Annotated in this window: 27 protein-coding genes; 5 read left to right on the top strand and 22 right to left on the bottom strand. The window is 35.8% G+C overall.

The genetic code is table 11. The features are described 5' to 3' along the window. The first annotated feature begins 330 nt into the window (after nucleotides 1–330). From istA to T359_RS0107545, 4 genes are all read left to right on the top strand, one after another. Nucleotides 331–1,107, top strand: coding sequence for an IS21 family transposase (gene istA, locus T359_RS22775; protein ID WP_051545096.1), 777 nt, complete (start codon nucleotides 331–333; stop codon nucleotides 1,105–1,107). A 161-nt stretch (nucleotides 1,108–1,268) separates the two neighbouring features. Then, nucleotides 1,269–1,886, top strand: a complete 618-nt coding sequence (locus tag T359_RS22770; protein WP_051545094.1) for a Mu transposase domain-containing protein — start codon at nucleotides 1,269–1,271, stop codon at nucleotides 1,884–1,886. Continuing rightward, nucleotides 1,883–2,680, top strand: coding sequence for an ATP-binding protein (locus T359_RS0107550; RefSeq protein ID WP_026516944.1), 798 nt, complete (start codon nucleotides 1,883–1,885; stop codon nucleotides 2,678–2,680). Before T359_RS22770 ends, T359_RS0107550 begins: the two co-directional genes overlap by 4 nt. Further along, complete coding sequence (locus T359_RS0107545; RefSeq protein ID WP_026516943.1) at nucleotides 2,673–3,017, top strand: hypothetical protein; 345 nt, start codon at nucleotides 2,673–2,675, stop codon at nucleotides 3,015–3,017. The genes T359_RS0107550 and T359_RS0107545 overlap by 8 nt, the downstream gene beginning before the upstream one ends. A gap of 358 nt (nucleotides 3,018–3,375) precedes the next feature. On the opposite strand, the gene T359_RS19700 is transcribed toward T359_RS0107545, so the two are convergent. Beyond that, nucleotides 3,376–4,182 (bottom strand): hypothetical protein, encoded by an 807-nt coding sequence (locus T359_RS19700; RefSeq protein WP_051545092.1) that lies wholly within the window; start codon nucleotides 4,180–4,182, stop codon nucleotides 3,376–3,378. A gap of 307 nt (nucleotides 4,183–4,489) precedes the next feature. Here T359_RS19700 and T359_RS0107535 point away from each other — a divergent pair, with 307 nt between their 5' ends. Beyond that, nucleotides 4,490–4,735 carry a hypothetical protein gene (locus T359_RS0107535; RefSeq protein WP_026516942.1) on the top strand — a complete coding sequence of 82 codons (246 nt, stop codon included), beginning with the start codon at nucleotides 4,490–4,492 and terminating at the stop codon, nucleotides 4,733–4,735. A gap of 306 nt (nucleotides 4,736–5,041) precedes the next feature. On the opposite strand, the gene T359_RS19695 is transcribed toward T359_RS0107535, so the two are convergent. The 21 genes from T359_RS19695 to T359_RS0107435 all read right to left on the bottom strand — a co-directional run bounded on the left by T359_RS19695 (nucleotide 5,042) and on the right by T359_RS0107435 (nucleotide 26,463). Then, nucleotides 5,042–5,560, bottom strand: coding sequence for a DUF4956 domain-containing protein (locus T359_RS19695; RefSeq protein ID WP_051545090.1), 519 nt, complete (start codon nucleotides 5,558–5,560; stop codon nucleotides 5,042–5,044). A gap of 20 nt (nucleotides 5,561–5,580) precedes the next feature. Beyond that, nucleotides 5,581–6,330: a polyphosphate polymerase domain-containing protein gene (locus T359_RS0107525; protein ID WP_051545087.1), complete on the bottom strand. Its 750-nt coding sequence runs from the start codon at nucleotides 6,328–6,330 to the stop codon at nucleotides 5,581–5,583. Then, nucleotides 6,320–7,198: a carbohydrate-binding domain-containing protein gene (locus T359_RS0107520; protein ID WP_026516940.1), complete on the bottom strand. Its 879-nt coding sequence runs from the start codon at nucleotides 7,196–7,198 to the stop codon at nucleotides 6,320–6,322. The genes T359_RS0107525 and T359_RS0107520 overlap by 11 nt, the downstream gene beginning before the upstream one ends. 43 nt (nucleotides 7,199–7,241) lie before the next feature. Next, complete coding sequence (locus tag T359_RS0107515; RefSeq protein ID WP_026516939.1) at nucleotides 7,242–9,836, bottom strand: CotH kinase family protein; 2,595 nt, start codon at nucleotides 9,834–9,836, stop codon at nucleotides 7,242–7,244. Nucleotides 9,837–10,270: 434 nt separating this feature from the next. Continuing rightward, nucleotides 10,271–10,924 (bottom strand): DUF1919 domain-containing protein, encoded by a 654-nt coding sequence (locus T359_RS0107510; protein ID WP_026516938.1) that lies wholly within the window; start codon nucleotides 10,922–10,924, stop codon nucleotides 10,271–10,273. Between the two features lie 58 nt (nucleotides 10,925–10,982). Continuing rightward, on the bottom strand, nucleotides 10,983–11,705 hold the full coding sequence (locus tag T359_RS0107505) for an acyltransferase (protein ID WP_155840034.1): 723 nt from the start codon (nucleotides 11,703–11,705) through the stop codon (nucleotides 10,983–10,985). Nucleotides 11,706–11,799: 94 nt separating this feature from the next. Beyond that, on the bottom strand, nucleotides 11,800–12,006 hold the full coding sequence (locus T359_RS22120; RefSeq protein WP_081795479.1) for a 4Fe-4S dicluster-binding protein: 207 nt from the start codon (nucleotides 12,004–12,006) through the stop codon (nucleotides 11,800–11,802). A gap of 23 nt (nucleotides 12,007–12,029) precedes the next feature. Beyond that, nucleotides 12,030–13,448 carry a lipopolysaccharide biosynthesis protein gene (locus tag T359_RS0107500; RefSeq protein ID WP_026516936.1) on the bottom strand — a complete coding sequence of 473 codons (1,419 nt, stop codon included), beginning with the start codon at nucleotides 13,446–13,448 and terminating at the stop codon, nucleotides 12,030–12,032. Further along, entirely contained in the window at nucleotides 13,445–15,592 is a 2,148-nt protein-coding gene (locus tag T359_RS0107495) for a Coenzyme F420 hydrogenase/dehydrogenase, beta subunit C-terminal domain (RefSeq protein ID WP_026516935.1), read from the bottom strand. Before T359_RS0107495 ends, T359_RS0107500 begins: the two co-directional genes overlap by 4 nt. Continuing rightward, nucleotides 15,592–16,833 carry an O-antigen ligase family protein gene (locus T359_RS0107490; RefSeq protein WP_026516934.1) on the bottom strand — a complete coding sequence of 414 codons (1,242 nt, stop codon included), beginning with the start codon at nucleotides 16,831–16,833 and terminating at the stop codon, nucleotides 15,592–15,594. Before T359_RS0107490 ends, T359_RS0107495 begins: the two co-directional genes overlap by 1 nt. After that, a complete protein-coding gene (locus tag T359_RS19690) occupies nucleotides 16,830–17,792 on the bottom strand; it encodes a glycosyltransferase family 2 protein (RefSeq protein ID WP_051545084.1) in 963 nt (320 codons plus the stop codon). Before T359_RS19690 ends, T359_RS0107490 begins: the two co-directional genes overlap by 4 nt. A gap of 22 nt (nucleotides 17,793–17,814) precedes the next feature. Further along, nucleotides 17,815–18,822: a glycosyltransferase family 2 protein gene (locus T359_RS21455; RefSeq protein ID WP_051545081.1), complete on the bottom strand. Its 1,008-nt coding sequence runs from the start codon at nucleotides 18,820–18,822 to the stop codon at nucleotides 17,815–17,817. 47 nt (nucleotides 18,823–18,869) lie between these two features. After that, complete coding sequence (locus tag T359_RS0107475) at nucleotides 18,870–19,982, bottom strand: glycosyltransferase family 1 protein (RefSeq protein WP_026516933.1); 1,113 nt, start codon at nucleotides 19,980–19,982, stop codon at nucleotides 18,870–18,872. Between the two features lie 57 nt (nucleotides 19,983–20,039). After that, nucleotides 20,040–21,170, bottom strand: coding sequence for a Coenzyme F420 hydrogenase/dehydrogenase, beta subunit C-terminal domain (locus T359_RS19680; RefSeq protein WP_035783931.1), 1,131 nt, complete (start codon nucleotides 21,168–21,170; stop codon nucleotides 20,040–20,042). Further along, on the bottom strand, nucleotides 21,154–22,077 hold the full coding sequence (locus T359_RS19675) for a beta-1,6-N-acetylglucosaminyltransferase (protein ID WP_051545077.1): 924 nt from the start codon (nucleotides 22,075–22,077) through the stop codon (nucleotides 21,154–21,156). Before T359_RS19675 ends, T359_RS19680 begins: the two co-directional genes overlap by 17 nt. Next, nucleotides 22,077–23,186: a polysaccharide pyruvyl transferase family protein gene (locus T359_RS0107460; protein WP_026516932.1), complete on the bottom strand. Its 1,110-nt coding sequence runs from the start codon at nucleotides 23,184–23,186 to the stop codon at nucleotides 22,077–22,079. Before T359_RS0107460 ends, T359_RS19675 begins: the two co-directional genes overlap by 1 nt. 48 nt (nucleotides 23,187–23,234) lie before the next feature. After that, nucleotides 23,235–23,729 (bottom strand): glycosyltransferase, encoded by a 495-nt coding sequence (locus T359_RS0107455; RefSeq protein WP_026516931.1) that lies wholly within the window; start codon nucleotides 23,727–23,729, stop codon nucleotides 23,235–23,237. Between the two features lie 21 nt (nucleotides 23,730–23,750). After that, on the bottom strand, nucleotides 23,751–24,212 hold the full coding sequence (gene pssD / locus T359_RS0107450) for a PssD/Cps14F family polysaccharide biosynthesis glycosyltransferase (RefSeq protein WP_026516930.1): 462 nt from the start codon (nucleotides 24,210–24,212) through the stop codon (nucleotides 23,751–23,753). 61 nt (nucleotides 24,213–24,273) lie between these two features. After that, on the bottom strand, nucleotides 24,274–24,981 hold the full coding sequence (locus tag T359_RS0107445; protein ID WP_026516929.1) for a CpsD/CapB family tyrosine-protein kinase: 708 nt from the start codon (nucleotides 24,979–24,981) through the stop codon (nucleotides 24,274–24,276). 25 nt (nucleotides 24,982–25,006) lie between these two features. Continuing rightward, nucleotides 25,007–25,807, bottom strand: a complete 801-nt coding sequence (locus T359_RS0107440) for a tyrosine-protein phosphatase (RefSeq protein ID WP_026516928.1) — start codon at nucleotides 25,805–25,807, stop codon at nucleotides 25,007–25,009. Then, the gene (locus T359_RS0107435) at nucleotides 25,804–26,463 is read right to left on the bottom strand and encodes a hypothetical protein (RefSeq protein WP_026516927.1); all 660 of its coding nucleotides are present in this window, start codon (nucleotides 26,461–26,463) and stop codon (nucleotides 25,804–25,806) included. The genes T359_RS0107440 and T359_RS0107435 overlap by 4 nt, the downstream gene beginning before the upstream one ends. Between the last annotated feature and the right edge of the window lie 23 nt (nucleotides 26,464–26,486).

The following is a 26,486-nucleotide window of genomic DNA, read 5'->3' as shown; positions in this document are numbered from 1 at the left end:
AAGGCCTCTCCCGCTTCAAACAGGAGAGGCCCTTTTAATATACTTATGCTTTTGATTCACTTTCCTTCATTGCCTGTTCAAAGGCCTTAACAGTCTTGCCGGCACGCTTGGCAGCTTCCCTCACATCAAGAAGCCCATCCCTGACTAGAGCTATATATTCCATCCGAAAAGATCACCCTTCACGGACGATTAGACCACCCTTCACGCTCAAATTGATCACCCTTCACGGATGAATAGATCAGTGATCACGGAGGGATAAACAACCAATCGTTCTCTATATAATAGTGGAGGCACACATAAGTGTGACTACTATTAAGGAGGACGATAATCATGGTTAATTATCGCGAAATCCTGAGGCTTAGCAGCCTCAACCACAACCAAACCCAGATTGCAAAAGCTATACACAGCTCAAGGAACACAATCCGGGAAGTCGAAAAGCTGGCCAAGGAAAAAGGTATCAGTTGGCCGCTTGACGAGGAATTTACAAACCAAAGGCTCTATGCTCTGCTATATCCTGAAAGGCTGGAAAAAGCAAATGTATTCATGGAACCTGACTGCGCCTACATCCATAAGGAGTTAGCTCAAAAAGGCGTAAACCTTACGCTTCTCCACACGGAATACAAGGCCAAGTGTGCTTGTGCGGGACGCGTGCCCTATCAGTACTCACAATTCTGTGATATTTATCGCAGTTGGGCTCAAAAGTCCAAAGCAACTATGCGTATTCACCACAAACCCGGAGACGCCATGGAGGTCGACTGGGCTGGTGGAACGCTTCCAATCACAGATCCTGTTACCGGTGAAACCACGCCTGCATATCTGTTTGTCGCAGTACTTCCCTGCAGTTGCTATGCTTATGCAGAGCTTTGCGGAGATATGCAATCTGAGAACTGGCTTTTATGCCACGTACGTGCCTACGAATACTTTGATGGTGTTCCAAGGCTCCTGATCCCGGATAACCTTAAGACTGGTGTTACAAAGAATACCAGATTTGATACCATCATAAACAGAAGCTATACCGAGTTGGCTGACCACTATGGCACTGCGATTGTTCCTACCAGAGTGAAAGCCCCGAAAGACAAGAGCCATGCTGAAGGCACCGTATCATAGCATCCACCTGGATTCTGGCGGCACTGCGAAATGATACTTTCTTTTCCCTCGCTGATGCAAAAACTGCTGTAGCGGAGAAACTGGAACTGCTGAACGGCTATCCTTTCAAAAAGCGGGAAGGAAACCGTCGTGAGGCCTATCTCCTGGAAGAGAAAGAATTCATGCAACCCCTTCCCGCCAATGCATATGAACCGTCTATCTGGTCAGAACAGACAGTCCTTCTTGATTATACAGTTACTGACGGATTAAACAAATACTCCGTCCCGTATGATCTGATTGGCGAAATGGTCAGCGTCCGCATAACCAGGGACAGCGTGGAGGTCTTCTTCCATGGAAATCGTGTTGCGGCACACATCAGAGATCACAAGCGCTTACGTGATCCGATTACGATTCTATCTCACATGCCGGAAAACCATCGGCAGTACCTTACATATACACCAGATGACTTCAAGTCCTGGGCTAATACTATTGGCCCCAATACAGAAAAGGTAGTACAGTTCTTTCTGGAGTCCGGAAGAGCTCCTGAACAGGGTTTTAAATCATGTGTCAGCCTCAGAAAATATTCAGAGCGTTACAATAACGAATGCATTGAAGAGGCCTGCCGTCAGATACTCCTGTTCAGCGGAGAACCATCAATACGGGGAATAGGTATCCTGCTTAAAAATCCAGTTTCAAAGCAGAGGCTTGACAGTTCTACATCAGCTTCCCAGCCTGTCCGCCGCAGCCGTGGTATTACGCGTGGTGCGGATCAGTTCCGGAGGGGAGGTGATGAGCAGTGATAAATCTTGAAACAGTAAAAACACTGCGTGCTCTCCGCTTACCTGGAATGGCCAGAGAATTAGAGTCCCAGCTTGAAGAACCTCAGCGCTACAAGGCATTGTCCTTTGAAGACCGTCTTGCCCTCCTTGTAGATGCAGAAAGTTCATCACGGCATCAGAATACTATCAACAGGCGTATACGAGCCGCAAAGCTTAGCGAATCTACCGCAAGCATAGAAGCAATTGAGTACCACGAAGATCGTGAGCTTAACAAGGGTCTGATCACAAAGCTTGCAACCTGTTCCTATATTCAGGAAAACCATCACGTCGTACTCAAAGGTGCTACCGGAGCTGGAAAGTCATATATTGCAAACGCGCTTGGAATTGCAGCATGCCGCAAGCTCTATAAAGTCCGTTATGTAAGACTCCCAGATCTTCTAAATGAGTTTGCTGTTGCAAAAGCATTGAATACGCAAGGCAAAGTCAAGATGGCGTATGCGAAGTTCGACCTTCTTATCATTGATGAATGGCTCCTGCGGCCTCTTTCTGAAGAAGAGTCCTACAACCTTTTGGAGATCATTGAGGTCTGTGCAAGTAAGGGCGCTTTGATTCTCTGCACACAGTACGATACAGATGAATGGTACTACCGCATCGATAGTGACCGCGCAGATGGTGATGACAGTGCAGTTGCTGAAGCCATCCTTGATAGGATCATAAACAACAAGTATTCCATAGATGTCAAGGGGCGCATCTCCATGCGAAAACGTCATGCCTTTGCAGGATCAGAGAAAAGTGAGGTGAGTGCAAATGGCTGATAACACTTTCGTTGATCTTTTGGATGAAGTAGACTGTGCCGACAGATGTGAGGCTGTTATTGCACTGTGTGAGTTGGTAGACAAGCTCGTAACAGATGTTCAGTTCCTTGAACTTGAGTGCATAAGCACAAGGCATCTTCTTAGTCAGTACATGAATGAAGAAGGTGAACTGCTACGCATGGATATCTTGTCCCATCTTGCCCCCAGATACTCTGGAGATTCAGCCTATGAGCTGTATAAAACTCTCATGTACAGTGGCGGAGATCCAATGGAGTTCCGCGATTATCTTGTCAAAGTACAGGAAGCCCGCAAGGGTAATTGGCCCTGCTGGCATTGATTTATGATAACAAGTGAATAAGCTGCATTGTCTGGGTAAGGTTTATGACCTGCCCAGGCGGCGCAGCCGCAACTGATATCCCAAGATTCTCCCAAGCTATTATCACTAAGAGTGGGAGAAAACCAGCCCCCACTTTAGTGGCTTGGCCTTGACAGCTAACATATGTGCGAAACAATCGGCAGTTCGACGGGAAGATGATGAATGATCTGATATCCCTGAGTTCCCGTCGCCGTGTACGCGACATCGCTCATATGTTAGCTGTCAAGGTTGGCGTCCGGGGGACACTGATCAGCACTCCGTGACAATTGATCTAAACCTCCGTGATGGGTGATCTAATCGGCCGTGCAAAGTGGTCTATTCAGACAGAATATACAAGAGCAATTAAAGTGTCATCCCGGCCTTCTTCATACCGCTCATCCCCAATTACCTGAATATGTCGTTCTGCACTATATTCCAATACACTCACTTCAACGACCTCCTTACGGTATTGCAAAAAGAAATTCTTAAGTACATTTTCATTGATACATTCATCGATAGCCTGTGCAACTGACAATCTAATGATTTCCTTGCGCTTATCATTGTCCGAGTTAAATATCTCTTCACTTATATATTTTCGCACTTTACCCACGAAAATGGAATAGTCTCTCAAAGATTTGCACGCATCCAGAAGCGCTTTATTATGTCCCTCATTAATGTTCAAAACCTTAACCACAAGTTCCAGTTCCGGATTTTCGGTCTTATTTTCATACATATCTGAAAGCCTGTGAACCTTCTCGTCTTCCATCGGAATAGTTCCATTATAAAATACTACAAATCTTGGTGTAGGAATTTTCAATAATTGAGCCTTATATGTCAACGAAATATCAACTATCTCTCTAAATATCTCAGCCACATAGAAAAGATCCCTGAGTGGTATATTCGGACAGGGACTTGACTGATGCTCAAAAAGGCTCAGATCATAATAAAATACAAATGACACATCATTTTTCATCTTAAGGTATGTCTCCCCCTCAATGGTTGTGATAGTCAGGTCCTCTGCATTTGTGTAGTTTGTACCGTTCATGGCATTATACAATTCCAGGAGTCTCTGCCTGTCCTTGAAAATCAGCCTAAATACAGTATCCTTGTAGTTCTTGTTGTCAATCTTGTTCTTTTTCTTATTCAATTTACTCCTCCATGCTGTTATTTTTCTTGTGGAATCGGTTGGCAGAATAGCCTGTGAATCCTGAAAAAATGATCAGTTAGAATTACTGATCGCATAAAAGAGTATATCACCGCATATTTGCTATAGCAAATGAACATTGTGTGTCGAAATTCTTAAGGTCGTCTTAAGGATTTAACGAAATAGCGAGCGGTTTACAAATTTTGTGATAGAATAAAAACACACAGAAATCGCAACAAACGAGGATAAACTTTACGGTATAGATAAATGGGCCAAGCTTTTCAAGGCCACCACATGGGAGGAAATCAAGATGATTACAAAAGAAAATCCATCACTGAATTCCGCAGCCGAATCAATATACAAATCCAATGCAGACGAATATGTCATCGAAGCTTGTCTCAGACGTGAAGAACAGCTCGCTCATGAAAAATATCAGAGAGAGCAGATTGCAAATCTCACCGCTGAGAATGCTAATCTTACTACCGAGAATGCCAATCTTTCTGATGAAATCACACGTCTCCGAAAATTATTGGAAGAAAATGGAATTAAGGTATAATGCATAGAAAAAGCCCCCACTAAAAAGTGGATGCTTTCGGATTTGGAATTTAGCCTCTATACAGAGTCGCCTCTCCTGCTACAGACAGGAGAGGCATTTTTATTTTCGCCCATTTCTCTTATTGAGAGAGTTCTGCCAAGTAATCAACATAAATTATGCTGTTACATCTCCATCATGCTCAAGAAGGCTAGTAGAGGAAACTGCTTCCAAGGCAGAAATATCCTTAACCAGTGAATGAGGATGATTTGTTTTCACTTCAATTGCTAAATTGACGTTGCTATTTCCAATATTTCTAGCTCTGACTTTCTAGCTTCTACAATAATTTTTTACTATTTTAATTATTGCCTCTTCATTAAATTCGCTACTATTAACTACTAAAATCATGCTTTCTTTCTCGCCTGGCATGATAGAAAAAACAACAATTCCTATAGTCATAATAATTGATCCAATGACTGCAATCATAGCATAGCCTGCTCCGCAAACAATACCAACAGAAATACTCCAGAACAGGAACACCAGATCCATAGGATTCTTTATAGCTGTTCTAAAACGTACGATAGACAAAGCACCTACCATACCAAGGGAAACAACGATGTTTGATTGAATTGTTAAGATTACCATTGCTGTGATGATTGATAATCCGAATAATGCCAAATGAAAGCTTCTGTCAAAAAAAGAATTCTTATTATACCTCTTATAGATTAGACAAATATATAAAGAAATCAGCGCTGTAAATCCAGCACATAAGAACATTGTTGTAATGTTAAGATCACTTGTTGCATACCCTTCCATAAATGCTTTTTCAATTGTTTCCATGAAATTCATAATCTAAAATCCTTTCTATTTTATTGATGAAATTTCCTGCACATAAAATACTTGCTGAAAGCTATCCACTCTAGCCTATCAATTCTTAAGGTATTCTTAATATGTAGTGGCATAACCTCGTCCCATTTCACTTCCAAAATACAATGGCCACATGGAAGAACCGGACGTTGTTTGTAGGTACCAGTTAAAAATTGCTCGATATCCTCTGAGGAAGTGATCTTTCTGTCAAATGTCACTCTGACATTACCACCACTATAAACAAATGGTACTCTTTCATATGTAACAATTGTCTTCGGAAATAGCCCTCTGATTTCCAACTCAGATAATAGCTTTTTCTTTATATCGGGCATTTCTTCTGTAATTATCGGAAAGTATCCACGCATTAAAATCTTGCACTCATCTTCTGTTATATTACAAGAATCCTTCAAGCACATTCCGTGGCTTTTACTTTTCTTTTCCAATACAATACGGTTAGTGTCAAAATTATAGTATCTAATCCGAAATTTCGATCTCGGATCAGAACCAGATAAGTTCTCTGCAAGGCATGTATCATTCATGTCGTCGAAATATAAAGAACGAATTAAATATGTACCATCCTGCCTGACATGTGGATCTCTTTTTAAAACGCATTGTGCCTTAATAAGTAAAATGCTTTCCTGCTTTGCATCTATCATGTACTTATATTCATGGCGCCATCTCTTAACATTTCCGTAGCGGCTAGAAGAAACTTTGGGTTGTGTTTTTTTCTCGGTGATTGTTTCAACGCTCATCTACACACCCCACTTGGACTTTTTTTGCCCCACCTATACTATAGGTATCAACAATGCTTCGACTACGAATTGTACAATCATAGAGATAAAGATTGGCTTTTGTAGTAACAAACGCGTACTGCCCGGCAACAATATCCATTTCTCCACCACTAATAATCAGACTTCCTCGGCCATCTGCTCCGCTCTTTGTTGTTTTAAAACCATTCTTTTCAGATGAAATCATGAACACTCCATCCTTCACAAAAACACCGTCATTTCCATGAACAGCTGTACGCTTGCACTTAATTGTATAAGTGCCGTTCAATATCTTAACCATGTCCTTTGATCGAATCGCATCCTTATAGTACCCGTTTACTTTCACCGTCCCTGTTCCATTGAATGTCATGTCGCAATCGGAATAGATACATGCTTCCAAGTCATCATATTTCCTGTAATCTCCGGAATCTGAAACAGTATTTTGTGTACCATCAACCAGAGTTATAACAAGCTTATCGGCATTTTCACAATAGATTGCCGGTCCGGACTTGGATATCACCTCAAGATTATTTAAAAACAGATGGACATTTTGCTCCTTTGCATCTATGTGAATCATTCCGGAGAGCTTCCCACTAAGCAAATAATCTCCACCTTCAGTAATTTCCACAATTTCGGAGCTATTGTCAAAACACAATGACTTCATATCTGTGCCTTCGATTACCTGATCCAAATCGGTAATTTGAAGATATGATAACTGGTTCTGTAAATCTGTTTCACTCAAAGGAACAGAAACATATTGGTATTCGTTTTTATGAGATTCATGCGAAGCACCGATTCTCCAGCAGATAACCAAAGCGAGAAACATCAACAATAATATAGCGATACGTCTCATAATACGATGCTTCCTAAAATAATAATATATTGGTTCAAGTGGACTACTTGAATATCGCATTAATCTTTATACCTCCCTTCACAACAGGTACTTCTACCGTTGTCTCATAGTACTTTTTAGTTATTCCATTAGCGGTAATCTCCCAATGATCAAATCCTTCATCGTAGACAGATACTGTAACCGGATAATCAGTGAAATATGTCCCTGACCATTCCCCCTGAATAGTTGGCTGAATAGTGTTTAACGTAATAGGACTGCCAGAACGGTTTGAAGCAAGAGTAACGATTTCCTGAGTTCCTTTTAACTCAAACTCCTCTGCCATATATGGAATAATATAATCCGCACGATAAGTAAAAAAATCTGTAACCTTAGGATTTGTATTCCCCCATTCTTCAAGTTTTTTTAGCACAGTCTCTTTCCTAAAATCAGTATTAGCTATATCCATAAAGCTGAGAACAAAATTGCGACAAAAGATTGAATTTTTTCGCAAGCCTTTATATAGCGGTTGGTTACTCAATGTAAAATCATACCTACTTAAATATTTAGGTGCCATACCAAGCGAAAACGAATTGACTTGATACGGTATTTCTTTTGGATCATGATTTCTTAATTCAAAATTCCACGCCAAATCCATATCGTATAAGAGCCAGCGCCACCGCGTATCTCCAAATTCACTATCTTCCTTCAAGTAACTTTTCCAACTTAAGCAATTTTTTTCCTCATACATATCTTCATTGTCTACATATGTGTTAACGCATATAAAGTCAATATAACTCTGAATGTCCATAACAGAGTTAATCTGAGAATAAGCTTCTTCATCACTTGAGTACTCTTTTTCAATGATATGAAGCAAATTTTGATCGGTCTTATTTTTAACAAGCTGAATATTATCAGTATTTACCTGAAAATGTTCATTAAAATATGAATTACTGTATTTTTCCTGCAAATAAACGGAATACCAATACTCGCCATCCAAGAAAACATCTACTGGTGTTACATGTTGTATTCCAATATCCCTATCCTCTACAAGAGCGGGAATAAACGCATTCAATAAACCACTTCTTAGTACGAATGAATGAAGCCGATTATCGTTAATGATAGGTGCCTCAAACCATTTACTACCACTATACTGCTTCCTGGAATAAACAGAAAATCGCTTTAAAGCATAAGCTCTGCTAGTAGCGCCTTGTATTCTTATTCCAACTGGTTGATCAATAATAGTTCTAGTCCCACTAATTATTTCACAGTTAGCTTCTCTTTCCCATTCCTCGCCTCTTTGTTTAAAGTTCGGAGTAGGAGCACTTGAACTAGTATTTCCTTCTTCAAGCGTACTATTATCCTCAAGAAATTCCTGGTACCATTCTTCATAATCCTGGCCATTTACATATATTCCTGTTTGTTCATCGAATAGATTCTTGGGATCTGTCACCAATGATATAACATTTTTATTTCTATACTTTTCTAAATTTATCCAGTATGTCTTAGTGATGGTTTTGCTCTGATGCCCCTCCCGGTCTACAGCCATTGCGCGAACAACAAAAGCCTTATCTACAGGCTCAGTACCAATTACTTCCTTGCTTTTGTAATCTTGCTGAACATTCTGTACCGAACGGTACTTATTTGGTTCAGCGCTTTTATCATATACATGAATTGGTTTGTTATAGCACTCAGATTCTATCGTAGGATCAGAACAGTCCAATGTATAGTAAATAGTTGAATCATCCTCTGTGCTGAGTGAAAGAAAAAAATCATCTTCATAAAACCCGCTGTCAGACGAAAAGACAGGCGCTGCAATTTCATCAATCTCAATATTTCCATCAACGTAGCTCACAATCTCCCAGTCTTCGCCATTCTTCTGATAGCTTTCATTACGAGCCAACGCCGGAACAACAACATTGTCTAGGATTTTCCCTTCTACATTTGAGAGATATACAATAGAGCCACCCTTTTTTTTGATGTTCATCTCTTCGTCACCGGAAATCAAACATGTATATGTTTCTCCGGGATTTATTCTGCCTCCATTAACATTGAAATACTGTAAATCCTCCTCATTATCTGATAGAAACAATTTATCAGCATCAAATGCAATCTCCCCATCATTTTTAATAACTACGAAGCTTAAATCATCGTCATCAGCATATGGATCATCACAAAAAGCATTGGTAGTAGTCTTTCTGCACACCTCATTTATTGAAATATGGTCATCGCCTGTCCTCGCAATTTGATACCCGACCATTATAGGAACAGCAGCTATAAAAACCAAAATAAGTAATGGTGAAGCAAAACGAAATTTTTTGACTGTGTAGCATTGCTTTCTGACATATTTATATACTAGTCCTGAAACAGCCAATGAAATGACTATAGAAACAAGACATGATGATGCTAGTTTTTCAATATCCTGAAAGGAACAGTTCATAATAAGCAGATTTTTGACAGTATAAATAATACTATTTGAAAAAAACACTTTCGCTGTTCCAAAGTACACCAAAACATTGAAAAAAATATTGATAGGAGTGCCAATGAGGATAGTACGTTTCCAATCTCTTTGGTATTCAAATGGAAAACTATAAATAACTAGTTCCATAATTATTATGGATAAGAGGTGAGCTAGTAGCAGCAATAAAATAATTGTGTTCATTTATCTTTTCATACTTTCTTTTTATTTCTAATATCTTCTATAAATCATCATTTTATACTCTTCACTTGAAACATGATTTACTTTGATATTTTATTCCCTTGATGTTGAGCCTAAATACAAAAAGCTTGTTATTATTTCTTCAATACAAGCTTGAGCATTGTCTTTACCAAAAGATTTTGCTAAATTTCTATGCATTACAAACAATAAACCATTATATAGGCCACCACTGCGCATAAACAGTAGTGGCCTTCAAATATATGTCTGAATTATTTTCTCTTAAAGATATCTCTTGTATATACTGTCCTAAACATCATCAAAAACCGTTCTTCGTTGGATCAATTTGTTGGAGCTACAATATAAACATAATCAGTTTCTTCATTTGCTGAAGCCCTATCAGTTGGAATGGTAACACCATCTGCTAATAATTTTATGTTTTATCTAATCATCTCATTTAAATATTTAGTTACATCGAGGTATCTATTATGAGCAAATGGTTCATACGAAGCCATAATATGATCATCATTAAAAGGTTGCTTAACCTTAATAATTGATTTGTCTTTAACCCCCCATTCCTTACAAGTAAAAAATAATTTATTATGTGAATCTAACTCCAAAAACTTTTTTAAATCATCTTCAGTGCAACCATTTTGATCATTGAATTTAAATAAAAGATTATCCCAATTAATCCTATCAATCCTTCTATTCCATTTATCAATTGCATCATCATTGTCTTTATAGTGCAAAAACATAATTTCAATATCATTCAGTAATCCTATTGGACACCGTTTACTTCCAGGAGCCATGAAATTATCTTTGTATTTTGACTCTTCCGGACTAATCATGACTAAAGGCTCATTTATATAATTTTTAATATTATAGACAAATTTCACATAATCACTTGCCATAAAGTATAAGCCAACTGTAGGAGATAGTTTTTTCATTCCATAACTTTCATAAACCATCCCTCCCCAACAATTATTTGATATAATCGTAAAATCATTGTTGAATAATTCGCTCTTCCATTTATCATGATTTATTTGCCGCATCAATTTATTGATTTTTAATCTAAAACCTTCATAAGTTGCCACGATATAGTCTCCTTAATTGTTCTTCATAATTACAATTCTTATACTTTTTTCTTAATCTTCATGGATTGGAATTCAAAAATTCTTCAAAAGTGTTAAAGATATTTTTATTATTTTCTTTCAAATAATGTATAGAAACGTCCTTATTGTTTTCTAATGATAATCTATCATCAAATATTGAAATCATTTCCTCGAAATTCTTTGAAGATGTAAACAACGGAAAATATGATTCAAAAAGCCTAATATCCGGTTGCTTTCCATATTTCTCCAGATAAAATCTCTGCATTTGCTTAGCTTCTGTTAACTGTCTCTTTTCCCTTCTTTCAATCAACTCTTCTATAGACATAATTCTCTTTGCCGGAACCCCAGCATAAACAGAATTTGCTTCACAATGCCCTGAGACCACACTCCCGGCTCCAATAATCACATTGTCTTCAATAACAGTACCAGCAAGTATTGTAGCTCCCCAACCAATAAAAACATTATTTCCGATAATTACTGGCTGCTGATTACCAAGGATCCTACCATCCATGTCCTTATAAACTTTCCAACTATAATCATGCGTCAGAATAGTAACTGGACCTGTAAGAGAAACATTATTACCAATTTTAAGCATATACGCATTTTGCGTGTCTATAATTGTAAGGTTCGGACAAAAAATAATAAAATTATCACCTATCTCCGCACCTCTCTTAATTAAAAAATCCTTATAGCGCTCGGAAGTTGCTCTATGCCCATATACGAACCATTGCACAACCTTTTTTATTCTTTTTAAAAAATTCACTGTAACTCCTTTCAAAAAAATAATTGTGTTTTTGTTCTCATAAACCAATTAATCTCAATATAATGATTAGAACTAATTTTTTATTTGAAATAGTTTAGGAAAAAAGAGCATTTTTAATCGGACATATTCTTATACAAGTATTGCAGCTAATACATTTAGTTTCATCAATTTTCGGATAAGAAAATCCTTCTGTATCCTCTACCATAGAAATGGCATTTTGGGGACAACCAGTATAGCATGCAGAGCAACCACTGCATTCTTCCTTTTTATCATACAAAACCGGTATTATTCTTTCTGACATAAATAAACTCCAATAAATTATCTTTAATTTCTCATGATCTTGTTTTTGACAATCTGTAAGGCACCAAATATAACTTTTTTATTCATTATTAGTGACATTGCACAAACCAATAAAAAGCAAATTCCACAAAGAACCATATTTCTATAGTAATAAACCACAAATACCAAAACAGTAGCTCCCCCTAAAATCGAAAGTAACTTGGGCGAGTTTTTAACTCCATATCTTTTGTTAATATCTATGTATCTAACTATATACATAACAAAATAAGCTATTGCACTAGCAATAGATGCGGCAAATAATCCTATGAATGGCATAAGTGTAATATCCAATACAAGATTTATTATTGCGCACGCCATCGAGGTCTTTGCTATCACTTTTGTATTCTTATCTGCTATATAATACGCACTCATAACACCTATCATAGCGCTAAAAAATATCCCTAACATTAAAATAGGAATCTGGTAATATGCGTCTTCGTATTTCGCATTAATCATTACCGGAAATACAAATGGCATGATCGATACAATACCCAAATATATGCACATAAGTAACCTTACAACCATATCTTGTAATTCAGAAAATGCTTTTTCTCTATCATCATCATGAAAATGAACAGATATTAGTTCTGTCCATGATAAGTTAAAAATGTTATACATAATGCCGTACATATTAGAAAACTTTCCAGCTATTGAATATACACCATTATAAGCCACACCCATTTTCCATAATATTACACTTCTGTCTGATGCAGAAAGTATCCACCACGAAATCTGATTAGGTATTAGTGGCAAAGAATAACCCAAAAACCTTTTAATGTTTTCAATTTCTGGCAACCTAAGTATTATATATTCATAAATGTGTAAAGCGAAAAATACATATACTCCACAAATGGTAGCCCCAATTATATGAGCATACATCATTCCGTCTGCACCCATATGAAAAACTACGACAAATAAAATATTCAATGCTACCATCAATGTAGTGCCTAAAAAACTACCAAATGCATAAATACCATTTTTACCTAGTCCTCTAGCAGTTTGTAACATAAGTGAAGAAAATGAGTTGGCTACCAAGTTAGCAAATAAGTAGAATTTATATTGACTATGAATTAATGGTGATACCCCCAAAAATATAATAGAAAATATAAACATAGTAGCAAAAGAAATGATATATATTGAAGAAATAACATCACTTATAGCTTTTTTGTTCTCTCTCTTTTCAATAACAAATCTGAATATTGCTTGTTCTAACTGCAGTGTTACTATCGGCAATAACAAAGATGTATATGTAATGATAAGATCAACAGCACCATATTCTTCTGTACTTAGTATTCCTGTATATACAGGCAATAACAGAAAACTCACAAGTTGCGTACAAATCTTACCTATTGAAATAATCGCTGTATTTTTTGCTAATTCTTTAGCATTACTCTTACTACTCATTTTACTGACATCTGTTCAGATGACTTTCTCCTTCTCTCCATTTTTATCCATCTTTTTAAAAACTTTGCTTTTTTTATGAAACTACTGTTATTAAAATATGTACTGTATTTCTTTATCGCAGCCTCATAACCATTAGCAGCAAACTCATCATAAAAAGCATTTCGTCTATCTTTTGCTCCTCGAAGATCCAATAGTTGAACCATATTCTTTATGTTATCAGTAGACAATTCTTCTATAACAAGCTGATTTTTAACCTGATCTAATAAAGCTTCACCATTATCGGAATTAACAAAAATTGCAGAAACACCCCTGTTATCCTTAATTGAATCATTTACTTTACCGACTTTCCAAAAATCACCAATGGTAATATCCGATTTTTTTTCTGTCCTAAAAGGACAATCGTAACATGATGGCCGATTAAATACCAAATCAATAATAAATGTATGCATATACGAGTCAGCAAATGCCGGTCTAACCCTTGAAGATTTATCAAGATAATTAATCTTCATACAATGGTTATTCCATCCATAAAACTTTGATCTAAAGTCTACATTATCAATCTTTTTTCCACTTTTCTTTTCTTCACATGCAACATATTCATTAAAAACCTTATATGAAGGTACTCCTTCACATAAAAAATCTATTATAAACAAATGATCCTTGTGCTTATAATATTTTTTTTCTCTGAGCATACTCAGACCTGCAGCCTGGCATGGAGTTCCACAAAACAGAACAAATCTTCCTTCTTCCAAGTTCTTTCCTATTTTCTGAAACGTATCTCCTATCTTAGATTCCAGATACTTACTTTTCATAAGTTCATGAATAGGCACTTCATCAGTTGAAGCATGCTCTACTGTATTATTTTCTTTATTGTATCTGGCACCAAATACCACCCCACCTTTATCGAGAATGGCCTTACTAAGCTCATAAAAAAGGCCTCCTGAAGAACTTTTTGATCTAACTGTTTCTTCGTCTTTTGAAAATCCGTAGTAATATTTCACGTTATCCTTATAACTGGCACCTATCGGATTGTGCCTGTTTTTTTTTACACATTCCAAAGCATTATCAAGCCCCATAGCACCATTTTCCTGCATTTTTTTTAGTGCTCTGAATATTATATTTTTATCAGCTTTAGAATCAAGAACAGCCTTAAACTGTTCATAGGAAGCATTATTAGGCAATAAATAGTTTTCACCATTAACCTGTTCCAAAAGATTCAATATCTTAGGGAACCTAGGAGAAGAACACATCCTTTTGGCAAACATAAGTGAAAAAATAGTGCCATGGAATGTAGTAGTATAAACGCATTCCGCATTCGCTATAAGTGATGGAAAATCTAAAGCGGATGTATATATATTTTCATCTGCTATTATTGAATATACGCACGGTGATATAATTTTTAGATTATTTTCCTTGGCATATTTTTTTATGTATTTTTTTTCAATTTTGCTAAGCTGATAAGAATATACAAGCATGTACTTGCCAAATTCTTTTCCACAATCTGTGATTGTATAATTCTCATATCCCCGTAAAATAGTAGGATCACATACTATAGGAGATTCTATCCCAGTATAATCTAATGACATTTTTTGAGTCATTGTATCTCTAGGAAGAATAACATCAAAATCTCCTATCTGCTCTTTCCAACTTTTTACAGAAAGAAATTCATCTGTTTTAGTATCACCTGAACTAATAGCATACGCTATCTTGGAAATATTCTTAATCCATCCACATCCATAGAAATCTATATCTATATCTTTATTATGGATATTCCATATTTCATCACTTCCACAAATAATAAGATCTAATCCGACTTTTTCTATATCCTCTTTGCTAATAATATTAAGATGATTCCAGTCGTTTTTAAGCGTTTCAAACCTTTTGATATTATTGGCTATCTCACGCCTCATTATCATCTTGTACTTTGCCTTTAGTAGTATACTTTTAACCGGTATATTGCTTTTAACAGTGCACCGTTCAACAACTAATTGATTAAATCTTTCCAGTATATCATCATCACTCATTCTTCTTATAAAATAAATAGAATGTCCTTTTTGTTCCAAGACCCTGCTTAATGCATATGCCTGTAAAAACGATCCATAATTTGTAATACTATCATATACGGTAATAATACCTATTTTCATCAATTATCCTCACTAGCAAATCTATTATTCAACAACTTATTTTTTCTTCCATTACAAACACTTGTAATTATCAATATATTAGATGTAAGCATGTAATTAGGGTATGCAAGCAAATTATCTGTTGCTATACATATCAAAGTGACTAACCATAATGAAAAATATAATACAGCAGTTTGCATATCAACCTTCTTGTAAATCACGTAAATTACTAATGGTATCAACAACACAAAGTAACCAATATATGGTAAAAAGCCGAGCTCAATATACAGCCTGAGATATTCATTATGTAAACCTATTTGATGACCTCCTGATACCATAGTAGACATCTGCCCAATCAACTGCTGAACATAACCTATTCCTGCACCAATATAAGACAAAGAATACTCATAATACGGATAAAAATTACTATAGATCCAGTTTCTTCCGGACAAATCCACATTATACTTTATGCTTAAACCTGTTAAGATATCCCATGAAGAACATACATATACCCAAATCAAACTTATCGCTATAAGAAATAATGAAAGACAAATGAGAATAGTTGGTCTCTTACACCTTTTGAAGATCCAATATATAACAGCTGAAATAATCATTGCAAAAAGTAATATTCTCTTAAAGCCTAACAAGCAAAATATGGTCAGTAATATTAACCAAATACGATTTACACTCTTCTCTTTAAAATATTCTAAGACCATCAAGTAAACAATGGAAAGTCCAAAAATAAAAGTAAGTTCATGAACTTCCAATAACCTAGAAGCACTAGTATTAGTTCCTGCTTCAAGTAATGATAAAGGACCAAATTTCACTATACAAACAAAAATATAAACTAAATAGTTAAGAACCGCTGCTATAAGAATCCCTTTTAATGCTTTCTTGGAAAATGTAATATACGCGACAATTGCCATAATACAAACTAAAAGAGGTTGCAGATTATAATGTAGTAAATTTCGAAATGTTATTTTTTTATATAATCCAAAAAAAAGCAACGAGCATATTACTTGATATATATAGGGTGCCAGAGCAATACCATATGCAAATAGTTCAGAATGATGATATTTAAATTTAAAATTATTAGCCAGTAATGAAAAAAACAGGAAGAAAATAATACATACCGCATTCAGTCTGTATACTCTTGAATAACTATCTGTACCAAAATAATATTGTGTAGAAAATAGCATCACAACCAATGTCAAAATATATATATACCATTCTAACTTTTTAAATCCAAATGAATACTTCACTCTTGCTTCTCCTTATGACTTAGCAGATATAATTTCCTATATATCGGGGGAAAAAAGCAAAGACTAAAATATGCAATTTTCCGTCCTTTGGATATTAAGTCAGAACTAATCCATTTATTCTTATGCTTCTTTAGTACAGATCTTGATTCTAATAAAAATGCATCGTTATCATTTGAAATGCTTCTAATAGTTATATGATAATGATGTACAAGAAGTTTTATCAATAATGCATATAATTCCGCTTTGCTATATACAGTAAAATTTTGATTTTCATATAATTCTAAAGTTGAGTCAATTATTCTTGCCAAATCTACCTTTGTAACGTTTATGCTACTTTGCATAATACTATTACTTCGTATAGTATATTGATATCTGCCATCCATGAGAATTACAATTTTGTTAACTTTAGTAAATAACCTAGGAGTATTTTCATAATCCTCATATATAAGTTTATCTACAAATGGGCATTTCAAAGCATATTCTCTTTTAATCAGCTTCCCCCATGCATGAAATATTGAATTATTATATACGATAGGCAGAATCTCTTCAGGAGTACCAACTACAGTTTCTCCACTCAAACGCTTCAAAGAATAATCATCATTCAAAGAGTAATAAGTTGAAACCGCAACATCTGCACTATATGAATTAATTGCATCCAATAATGCCTCTACCATATCTTCCCTAATATAGTCATCACTGTCTACATATAAAATAAACTCACCATTACTTGCATATAAACCAGTATTCCTAGCATTTGATAAACCACCATTTTCCTGGTGAATCACTTTTATACGCTTGTCCTTTCGAGACCACTCATCGCACATCTCAGGGCAAGAATCTTTTGAGCCATCATCAACTAATATTATTTCCAAATCAGAATATGTTTGGTTGCAAATACTTTGTACACACCGATCCAAATATTCTTCAACTCCATAAACTGGAACAATTACACTAACCACAATAATTTATCTCCAATCAAAGTTACAATAACTTGTACTTGATAAACAAATACAATATATTTACGCTTCTATTTTTTACCAAAAAAACAAACATCTTTTGTTTGAACTGTTTTATGCATTTTATATAAGAATTTGATACTCTGCTTACAACAGGATGGTTTACTATAGTTCTTATAGCATCTTTTATTTCTTTAGGACTCTTTCCTGAAATATCGGTATGCTCCTGTCTCATACAGCAACGGATGTTTACACAAAACTGCCTTTGCATACGCATTATCATTCCGTTATCACTAATTTTGTTTTCCATCTTGATATAAAAATCACTAATGCTATCTAACATATGAGGTTTATATTTTTGTGTCAGAGATTCTGGCGTAACTCTATATCCATATGCCGTAGAGTCAATAAGGCTTGCCTTACATGAATAGTTAAAATATTCATAATTGAAATATAAATCTTCGGAAAAGTATTCCTCTTGAGAAGGAAATTTTATATTATGTTTCTTTATAATGTCCAATGAAAATATTGAATTCCATACTGCCATTTTTATGGCATCATGTGAGTCTGGCGAACTACCAAGCATTCTTGCAAATAACCCCATATAAACATTTTTATCTGTGTATGTCTGACATTTATACTTTTCGACTCCTATAATCTCCCCTTTTTCATTGATACGTTTGTAACCACCAACGCATGCATCTGAACCATCTTTTAATCCATCCACCAATAATTCGATTAAATTACTATCTACTGAGTCATCAGAATCAACAAACGATACATAATTTCCACTGGCAGCCTCAAGTCCAGTATTTCGCGCATAACCGGCACCTGAATTTGATTGATGAATGACTTTAATCCTTTTATCTTTTTCAGCCAAAGCATCCGCTATATTGCCTGAATTATCTGTAGATCCATCATCAACAAGTATTATTTCGATATCGGAATAGGTTTGGTTACATAGCGCAATAACACAATTTTCTATATATTCTTCAACATTATATATTGGTATAATGATCGAAACTAAATCCATTTTTTGCTCCTACAAAACATATAAAATGCTGAATTAGTATTACTAATTCAGTGTTCCATCAGCACTTTTTTCATTAGATGATCCTGCAAACACTTTACATCCTCATCAATATCAAAACCACTTTTTTGAGCTAATCTAATAACTTCATTAGCCGCTCTATTTCTTTCAAATTTTGAAATCTCAATGATTTTTTCTGCCCAATTTGAATATTCCTTCTCTAGTGACATAAAATGCACCAAATTGCTGAATGAAACCTCTTTTGTAACATTATCTGAAACTAAAGAAGGAAGCGCTGCAATCTGCCACTCAACTACCACAAGAGGAAGTCCTTCATGAAGAGAAGGTAAAATCATCACATCCATTGCTTGAAGCATCTCTTCAACATTATCTATAGATCCCATAAAAACGACATCTTTGGAAATTCCAATTTCATTAGCTAGTCTTTTCATATCATCTAATAAAGCCCCCGTCCCCATAAAATAAAGCTTTGCATTCTTTTTTTTCTCTAGCACTTCCTTAAACACATTAAGAGCAAACTGATGATTTTTTTGATTATTAAAGTTCCCAACATGGCCTATTAATAAACAATTTTCATCTACCCCCAGTTCAGATCTGATTTTCCTTCTCATATTTTCATCAAAAGCATACTTATTTACATCTCTACCATTTCTTATCAAAATAAAATCCTTGTTAGAAAATAGCCATCTACCTGCTTCTGTGCCGCAAGCAAAAGCATCAGTATAAAGCCTATTAAAAATGGGTCTCAACATTTTATCAAATCGCTTATGATCACATGTAGTATTGTGCGAATGAGCAACTCTTACTTTACATCCAGACAGCTTAGCTACAAATAACTCTATGCTCATGATGGCACTACTGCCATGCACATATACTACATCATATCTTTCTTTTCTGAATTCAAAAAACAATTCTTTTACATACAAGAATAAATATTTCTTTCTAGAATGAAGAAAATGAATCCTAATTCCATTTTGCTCAAAACAATTTACAAGTTTTTTATCATAATCGCCTGAAACAACAATATGAGGTTCGAATGTTTCTTTATCAAATCTCGCGAAGTAATCCAATATTACAGTTGAAATTCCTTCTTTTTTAGTAAATCCGGATGTAGATAAAATAAGTATTTTTATTTTTTTCATTATTTCTTGCTCGCTTCCCTTTTATTCCATTCCTCAGAAAGCTATGTATAATTTCCATCATTTATAGCTGATCATATATCCAACCGGCTCAATAAGGTGCATACGAATAAATACTTTCTTAACATATTGCTTTAAACATGCAATCTTTAAATATCTAAAGATGCTCCTATTTACCCCTTTTCCTAAATTCACATCGTCAACAAACCGCATTCGTGCACTGGGTACAGAAGTAGTACGCTGCAATTGAGGATTGCAATCAATTGCCCTTTTTAAATCGACATCTTTTAAAATCAATTCACTTTTCTTAATTAGCGATTCTCCTTTTGATGTCTGACAAAGCATCAACGATATTCCTCTCGTCATCTCCCCACTTAGTTCACTTCCCCATGAATCTCCTAGCGTAATATCTGAAGCACGCTCTCCCCTAGCAAATTTGCATTTATAGCAATTTTCAGTATAAGTAAGTGAATATAAAAACGCTATCGAGTACCGATCCATGATGCCCTTGTAATCAATAAATTTATAACTGTCATCCCTTTTCTCATGACTATACCGAAATTTAATATCATTTAGTTTATTCAGTTCAACCTCATGCTCATTTAAGAACTTCTCCAAGAATAACCTTGAAGGAGTACCATGACATATAAGATCCACCGTATATAGTTTTTCATGATATTTTTCAGGCACATATCTTCTAATTCCTTCTGCCTGACAAGGAAGACCAATAAAAAGAACAGGTATATCATGCTTTAATTTATCAAGAATCGGTTCATAACAATCCTGTGGATTACTCTTAACATATTTTGAGCCGGACATTTTTTCAATATCCAGCGCATTATCAGTTAATACATATATAAATTTGCCTTTTTCAAACACACAAGAACAAACGCAGCCCCCATCATGAATAAAAGATTCTGCCAAAGCTCGTGCTGCACCACCTGATGCACTCTTCTTTCTAATAGAGTCATCTTTACTCCATCCCTGGTACCAATTGATGCTCTTGTAAAACTGAACATCAGTCAATTGTGGACATTTATTCTTGCATAGACCACATCTAATACATTTATTTGTATCAATTACTGCATTACAAGAAAAAGTATCTTCTTTTATACTAATTGCATTTGTAGGGCATGCTGCTACACAAGCCCCACAAGCGTTGCACATATTCTTATCACATACAAGATTCATTTTTTTCACCATTTAAATAATCAATGATTCGTTCGATAATATCCTTATCTACTCCTTCTGAGAACTTCCTTGCAAACAAGGCATTTGACTTAATCAAATATTCATAGTCGTCATTTCTATAAGTATAGGGACTACCATTACTGCCTCGTTCCCAGTCTACTAAGCGCATATTATTCATGACGTCAGTCAATCCATTATCGTAGATATTATCTTTATAAATTGAATTAAATGCTACTGTTTGAATAAATAGCTCGTCAGCACAGTTAGTCCACTTGAAAACTTTTCCTATTTTTTCTTTTTGCTTCAATACTTCTTTTGCCATGCCATCTGTTATGCTTACCCAATTAGATCCATATTTTATTGTCCAATCAAGTCTTCTTGTCCTATTAACACCAAAAATCATTTGTAATAAAAGCAAACATCTTTCACAAAATATAAATATACTATTTACAAAACTAAATGAAGATATCCTCCTATAATTCTGTAAAAAATGATATATTCTTGTCCTTCTAGATATCTCTGGATCATTATTGAGTTTGCTTTCATCATAATCTATAAATTCATATCCCCTATTATTCTCAAAGAAAGCATCTATTTCATAATTACTTTTTAGAGGCAAGTCCCCTCCAGAAATGATATGGTAATAATCATAGTTAAACTCAGATGCTTTTCCCAACAGAAAAAGCTCAACTTCAACCTGCGAAAAGCCTCCCCAGTATACCTTATATTCCTGAAATATCTTCACTCTGGACTTTAAAGCGATATTACAGAATTGCTGCTCATCATAATTCTTACTTCTTTTGTCTATATGAATATATAAATCATGTGATTCACTATCTAATAACTTGATTAATTGCTTTAACTGCCACCAGTTATTATGCGCAATTATCAAAAAAGCATGTCTCATTAGTAATTACCTTTTCCTAAAGCACTCTCAATATAATGCAATGACTCCGCACGTAATGCTTCGATTTTCTTATCTATATCGGTATAGTCAGGAATATTCCGAGTAAAATTATCTCCTATTCCTAAACTATTTTCACGAATATCTAACTCATTTAATAAACCATCTATTCTATCATCATATATGTTTTTTCCATTTGTATCCTTGTCACACAATCTATAAAACTCTTTATGATATAAAATTGAAAAAACAGTCCCATGAAAAGAATTTGTACATGTAATATATGCATTTTTTATTAGTCCCAAGAACATATCCGGTGCTGCATCATATATTACCTTTATTCCAAATTTTTTACATTTGTAGACGCTATACCCTGTAAAAACAGTCAGTACGGGAAGATTAAGGCTATCTCCTATAGCCTTGGCAGTCTGAAGCACCTGATCACTATAATTGATAGTGTATAAGAAAATATACTTATCATCCCTTATCGTTTTTGTAATAAGTCGATTATAGCTGTCAGAGTCCAATAACAGTGTCGGGTCCAATACTAATTTTGAAGATTTTAAACCTCTCTGCTGTAGTTCCAACAATGTGCTTCGTTCTCTAAAAGAATTATAATCAAAATCATTTGCGTGACGTATTATTGTGTCACAATCAACTGCTCCCAATTTTGAACCACAGCTGACAGCATAAGTGATTTTTTTCTTATCAATATCAGGAAGTAGATAAGCTTCAGAAAAATCCCTTGCTTCAGTATTCCATATTTGATCACTGCCGCAAATAATCACATCATAGTCTTCTATAGTCTGATATACTTCCCTTTCAGTTTTGAGCCTTGGAGTCATAAGTAGAAACTGTTCCCGCAACTCATTAAACTGTCTGAAACGACTATTGAGTTTACCAAAATGAAAAAGTGATATTAGGTTTCTAAAGAGATTCGAAATACTATTATTTTTTCGAAATACCTTGTACTGTTCCTCTTGCTTTTCTGAATAATAGTTTATTATTTCATTCTCTAGTCCCATTTTTATCAATACATTCTGTAATGCATATGCCTGCAAAAAAGAACCATTATTATTGGGAGCATGAAAAGTTAAAGTTCCTGTTTTCATTATTATTTTCCGTTTTTCTCTATAATCCTAGCAAAAAATGAAGAAATCTTATCTGTTCAAAAGTTCTTCAATATTCTTCTCAAAACCTTCCATGAATTTTGCGTTATTACTGTTTTGGCCAACATTCATATGATCAACAATAGAATCATATCTCTCTATCACATCACCAAGGTCATGTTCATCCTCGACAAGAATTATGTTTTTCATTCTTTCATCTATCATTCTGCAGAAAGTAAGCTGATGGTCATTTACATGCTCATCGAAATCCTTTCTCCTAGGAACAACGATAGGAATCTTGCCCTTCTGAAGAGGGGCAATAAAAGAGCTAGGGCCTCCATGAGTAATTATTATACGGGCATCGGACATGTTTTTATTCATTTGCTGAAAAGGATATAACTTCTGCCAGGTTGCATACTTTGGCTCATATGTAGAAAAACCTGTCTGAATGATAACCTCCTCATCATGGTTTTCTGCCCACTTATCCATATATTCAACTAGTCTGTTAAAGGACTGCTCATGAGTCCCTACTGTTACAAATATCATTTTTGTAAGCTCCCTATTAAATTAAAAAATGCATCCTAAATTAATGGCTTTGGGATATACTTTTTTCATTTCTTCCCATTCAACAAAGAACTTGTCAGTCACAGGATAGCAAAGCCTTCCTGCAATAGTAGGAGCATCAATACGATCAAAAACTTCAATGTAAATTGTTTTTGCTCCAATAAGCTTTCCAATCCAAAAGAAAGGAATCGCCGGTGCTGCTCCGGATGTGATTATAAGGGTTGGGCGCTCCTTGAAAAGAATCTTAACGGCTCTGTAAGTGTTAATAGCAAGAGCCTTTATGCTTCTGTTAGACGGATAATATGCAGGATAAATCTTCTCTCCTTCAAGAAGACTTCTTGCATCTTCCTTATCAAAGGTTACCCAAAATCTCTCTTTGTCACTCCAATACTTCTTCAGCATGTATAAGTGTGCCAAATGACCGCCTGAAGAACCTACTAAACATATTTTTTCTTTGTTTTCCATTTCCCAACAATTCCTTTCATACACTAAAAATTTTTTATTATATTAACAAGGATTATTCCCCTTAACCCTTGCCATATCCGTATCCATAACCATAATCCTTGCCGTACTTATAATAACCGTAACTCTTTCTGGATTTATCGACCTTATTAAGTACAACCCCCAGGATTTTGGCTCCTGAAGCATCCAATTTATCACGGACCTTCTGGATTGCTTTGTAATTTATATTTCCTGCTTCAACAACTATGACTGTTCCATCAACTTTGGAACTTACAATAGATGCATCAACAACGCTCCCCAGCGGCGGTGCATCAACTATTACCATGTCATAGTCTTCTCTAAGTTTCTCCAACAGCTTGTCAAAAAGATCCGAGGATAAAAGCTCAGTAGGACTATTACTGCTTGGGCCTGATGGAATGACATAGAACTTAACATCATCATCCCCCGGATCATTTTCGTAAATAATGTCCTCAATTTTACTTTGACCTGTAAGGTAATGGGAAAGTCCACTGACAATCTTACCTTCACGAATCTTACAATTAAAAATAGATTTACGAAGGTCACAGTCTAGATAAACAACCTTCTTCCCCAGCTCAGCAAAGGACCTGGCAAGTTCAAGGGATATAGTACTTTTTCCTTCATTTGGTGTACTGCTGGTAAAAAGAATAGCCTTGATATCAGCACCACTAAATGTTATTCCGGTTCTTAAATTTTTAATTTCCTCTGCCATAGCAAAAGGAAGCTCTTTTTTCTCAAGCTTTAACTCAAACATAATGACTCCTAAAACTTCTAAACAATCACTCCTGGTCATATACAAGATAATAAGCATTATCATGTAACAGCAGGTTAGCCACTTCGTTACCAAATTTCGATTTCAGAAAACCATTGCTCTTTTTCAGGTTAGGTGAACGAACCTCAAGATCGTGGGAATCCGAAGATACTATATCTGCAATATCAGACTTAATAAGATTTCTAGCCGTGTCACAGACTCTCTTCAAATCTTTTCCAAGGATCGCATCTCCGTTTACCTGAATATAAGCACCGTATTTTCTTGCCACACGCAATATCTCAGGATTCTCCTGAACCATGGGATATCTCTCTGCATGGGCTATTATCGGTGTGAGACCGGCATGTACAGCCAATCTGGTAAATGCCTCGAAGGCCTTCATCTGCTTTCTTCCGGAGGAGAACTCCAAAAGGATACATCTGTGCCCTCCGAAGGGAAGAATCTCTTCTTCAGGCACATAGGTAATATCCTCATAGACAACTTTGTCCTTACCTCTGGCATATCCGTCCAGTAAAAGTGCAAGACGCTTGTCGCAGTAGTATTCCCTGGTGACATAAACATCAAGATCCGTCATATCTGTGGTATCCAACCACTTCAGCAAAGAATCAAAATGCTTCTTTACCTTGGCCGCCGGAGTATCAAAGGATCCGTGTTTAAAGTGCACGGTCATAACAATGAGCCGCACTCCCTGTTCGTACTCTTCGATTATTATTCTTTTTGCTTCTTCCAGATCCGATGCACCGTCATCAACATATGGAACAATGTGACAATGCATATCTGCCAGTTTGATATCAGGACTTCTTCTCATCATGCAAGCTTTCTTTTTCTGTCTACTAATACTGCAGCTGCCAATAAGCAAGCGCAGGCACCGATAACGATGACTCTGTTGTCACCTGTTCTGGGAGATCTTGTGGCTCCAAGCACAGATGCATTAAGTGTGTTCTTCTCAACTGCGATAGCAACAGGTGAAAGGCTTGTAAACTTACCGATAACCTTGCCGTCAGAAACAGTTGTGGGAACTACTTCCCAACCACTCTTACCGTAGTGAAGAACATAGGCTTTGGTAGAAGCAGTAACTCCTGGGAAGCTAAATGTAATGAAAAGCGGATTAGCTTCAGATACTTCTACGCCGGGCTTTGGTGTAACTTCCATGCTGTCAACGATAGTAATATCAGCTGTATTAACAGAAGTAGTAACACTGTTTGCAATAAGATTAGCAATTGCGGTAGTGTTCTTAAGAGCATCAAGAGCAGCCTTATTTGAGATCGTACCAACTGTTACGCTGGTGTTCTCAACAGATGCTCTGGAAGCACCAAGGACCTCAGCCTCTTCGGCTGTACGACCTGCCCCAAGAACTTCTGTAGTAGTTGTTGGGCTGGTGGCGCTGACAGGTGTGCTGAAAGCAAGGCTTGAAATAAGCATTGCAGCTGCAGCAACGATGGTTAAAAACTTTCTTTTTTGCATCATCTTCTCCTCCTTTAATTTATTAA

This window comes from Butyrivibrio sp. MC2021 (genome assembly GCF_000621605.1).
In the GTDB taxonomy this organism is placed as follows: domain Bacteria; phylum Bacillota; class Clostridia; order Lachnospirales; family Lachnospiraceae; genus Butyrivibrio.
The sequence above is the reverse complement of the archived record's forward strand: the minus strand, read 5'-3'. Positions and strand labels throughout refer to the sequence as shown.

Bases quoted from the DNA above. Each gene is read 5' to 3' on its own strand.
- istA (WP_051545096.1), top strand. From the start codon at position 331: ATGGTTAATTATCGCGAAATCCTGAGGCTTAGCAGCCTCAACCACAAC.
- T359_RS22770 (WP_051545094.1), top strand. From the start codon at position 1,269: ATGCAACCCCTTCCCGCCAATGCATATGAACCGTCTATCTGGTCAGAA.
- T359_RS0107545 (WP_026516943.1), top strand. From the start codon at position 2,673: ATGGCTGATAACACTTTCGTTGATCTTTTGGATGAAGTAGACTGTGCC.
- T359_RS0107535 (WP_026516942.1), top strand. From the start codon at position 4,490: ATGATTACAAAAGAAAATCCATCACTGAATTCCGCAGCCGAATCAATA.
- T359_RS19695 (WP_051545090.1), bottom strand. From the start codon at position 5,560: ATGAATTTCATGGAAACAATTGAAAAAGCATTTATGGAAGGGTATGCA.
- T359_RS0107525 (WP_051545087.1), bottom strand. From the start codon at position 6,330: ATGAGCGTTGAAACAATCACCGAGAAAAAAACACAACCCAAAGTTTCT.
- T359_RS0107520 (WP_026516940.1), bottom strand. From the start codon at position 7,198: ATGAGACGTATCGCTATATTATTGTTGATGTTTCTCGCTTTGGTTATC.
- T359_RS0107515 (WP_026516939.1), bottom strand. From the start codon at position 9,836: ATGAACACAATTATTTTATTGCTGCTACTAGCTCACCTCTTATCCATA.
- T359_RS22120 (WP_081795479.1), bottom strand. From the start codon at position 12,006: ATGTCAGAAAGAATAATACCGGTTTTGTATGATAAAAAGGAAGAATGC.
- T359_RS0107500 (WP_026516936.1), bottom strand. From the start codon at position 13,448: ATGAGTAGTAAGAGTAATGCTAAAGAATTAGCAAAAAATACAGCGATT.
- T359_RS0107495 (WP_026516935.1), bottom strand. From the start codon at position 15,592: ATGAAAATAGGTATTATTACCGTATATGATAGTATTACAAATTATGGA.
- T359_RS21455 (WP_051545081.1), bottom strand. From the start codon at position 18,822: ATGGATTTAGTTTCGATCATTATACCAATATATAATGTTGAAGAATAT.
- T359_RS0107475 (WP_026516933.1), bottom strand. From the start codon at position 19,982: ATGAAAAAAATAAAAATACTTATTTTATCTACATCCGGATTTACTAAA.
- T359_RS19680 (WP_035783931.1), bottom strand. From the start codon at position 21,170: ATGAATCTTGTATGTGATAAGAATATGTGCAACGCTTGTGGGGCTTGT.
- T359_RS19675 (WP_051545077.1), bottom strand. From the start codon at position 22,077: ATGAGACATGCTTTTTTGATAATTGCGCATAATAACTGGTGGCAGTTA.
- T359_RS0107460 (WP_026516932.1), bottom strand. From the start codon at position 23,186: ATGAAAACAGGAACTTTAACTTTTCATGCTCCCAATAATAATGGTTCT.
- T359_RS0107455 (WP_026516931.1), bottom strand. From the start codon at position 23,729: ATGATATTTGTAACAGTAGGGACTCATGAGCAGTCCTTTAACAGACTA.
- pssD (WP_026516930.1), bottom strand. From the start codon at position 24,212: ATGGAAAACAAAGAAAAAATATGTTTAGTAGGTTCTTCAGGCGGTCAT.
- T359_RS0107445 (WP_026516929.1), bottom strand. From the start codon at position 24,981: ATGTTTGAGTTAAAGCTTGAGAAAAAAGAGCTTCCTTTTGCTATGGCA.
- T359_RS0107440 (WP_026516928.1), bottom strand. From the start codon at position 25,807: ATGATGAGAAGAAGTCCTGATATCAAACTGGCAGATATGCATTGTCAC.
- T359_RS0107435 (WP_026516927.1), bottom strand. From the start codon at position 26,463: ATGATGCAAAAAAGAAAGTTTTTAACCATCGTTGCTGCAGCTGCAATG.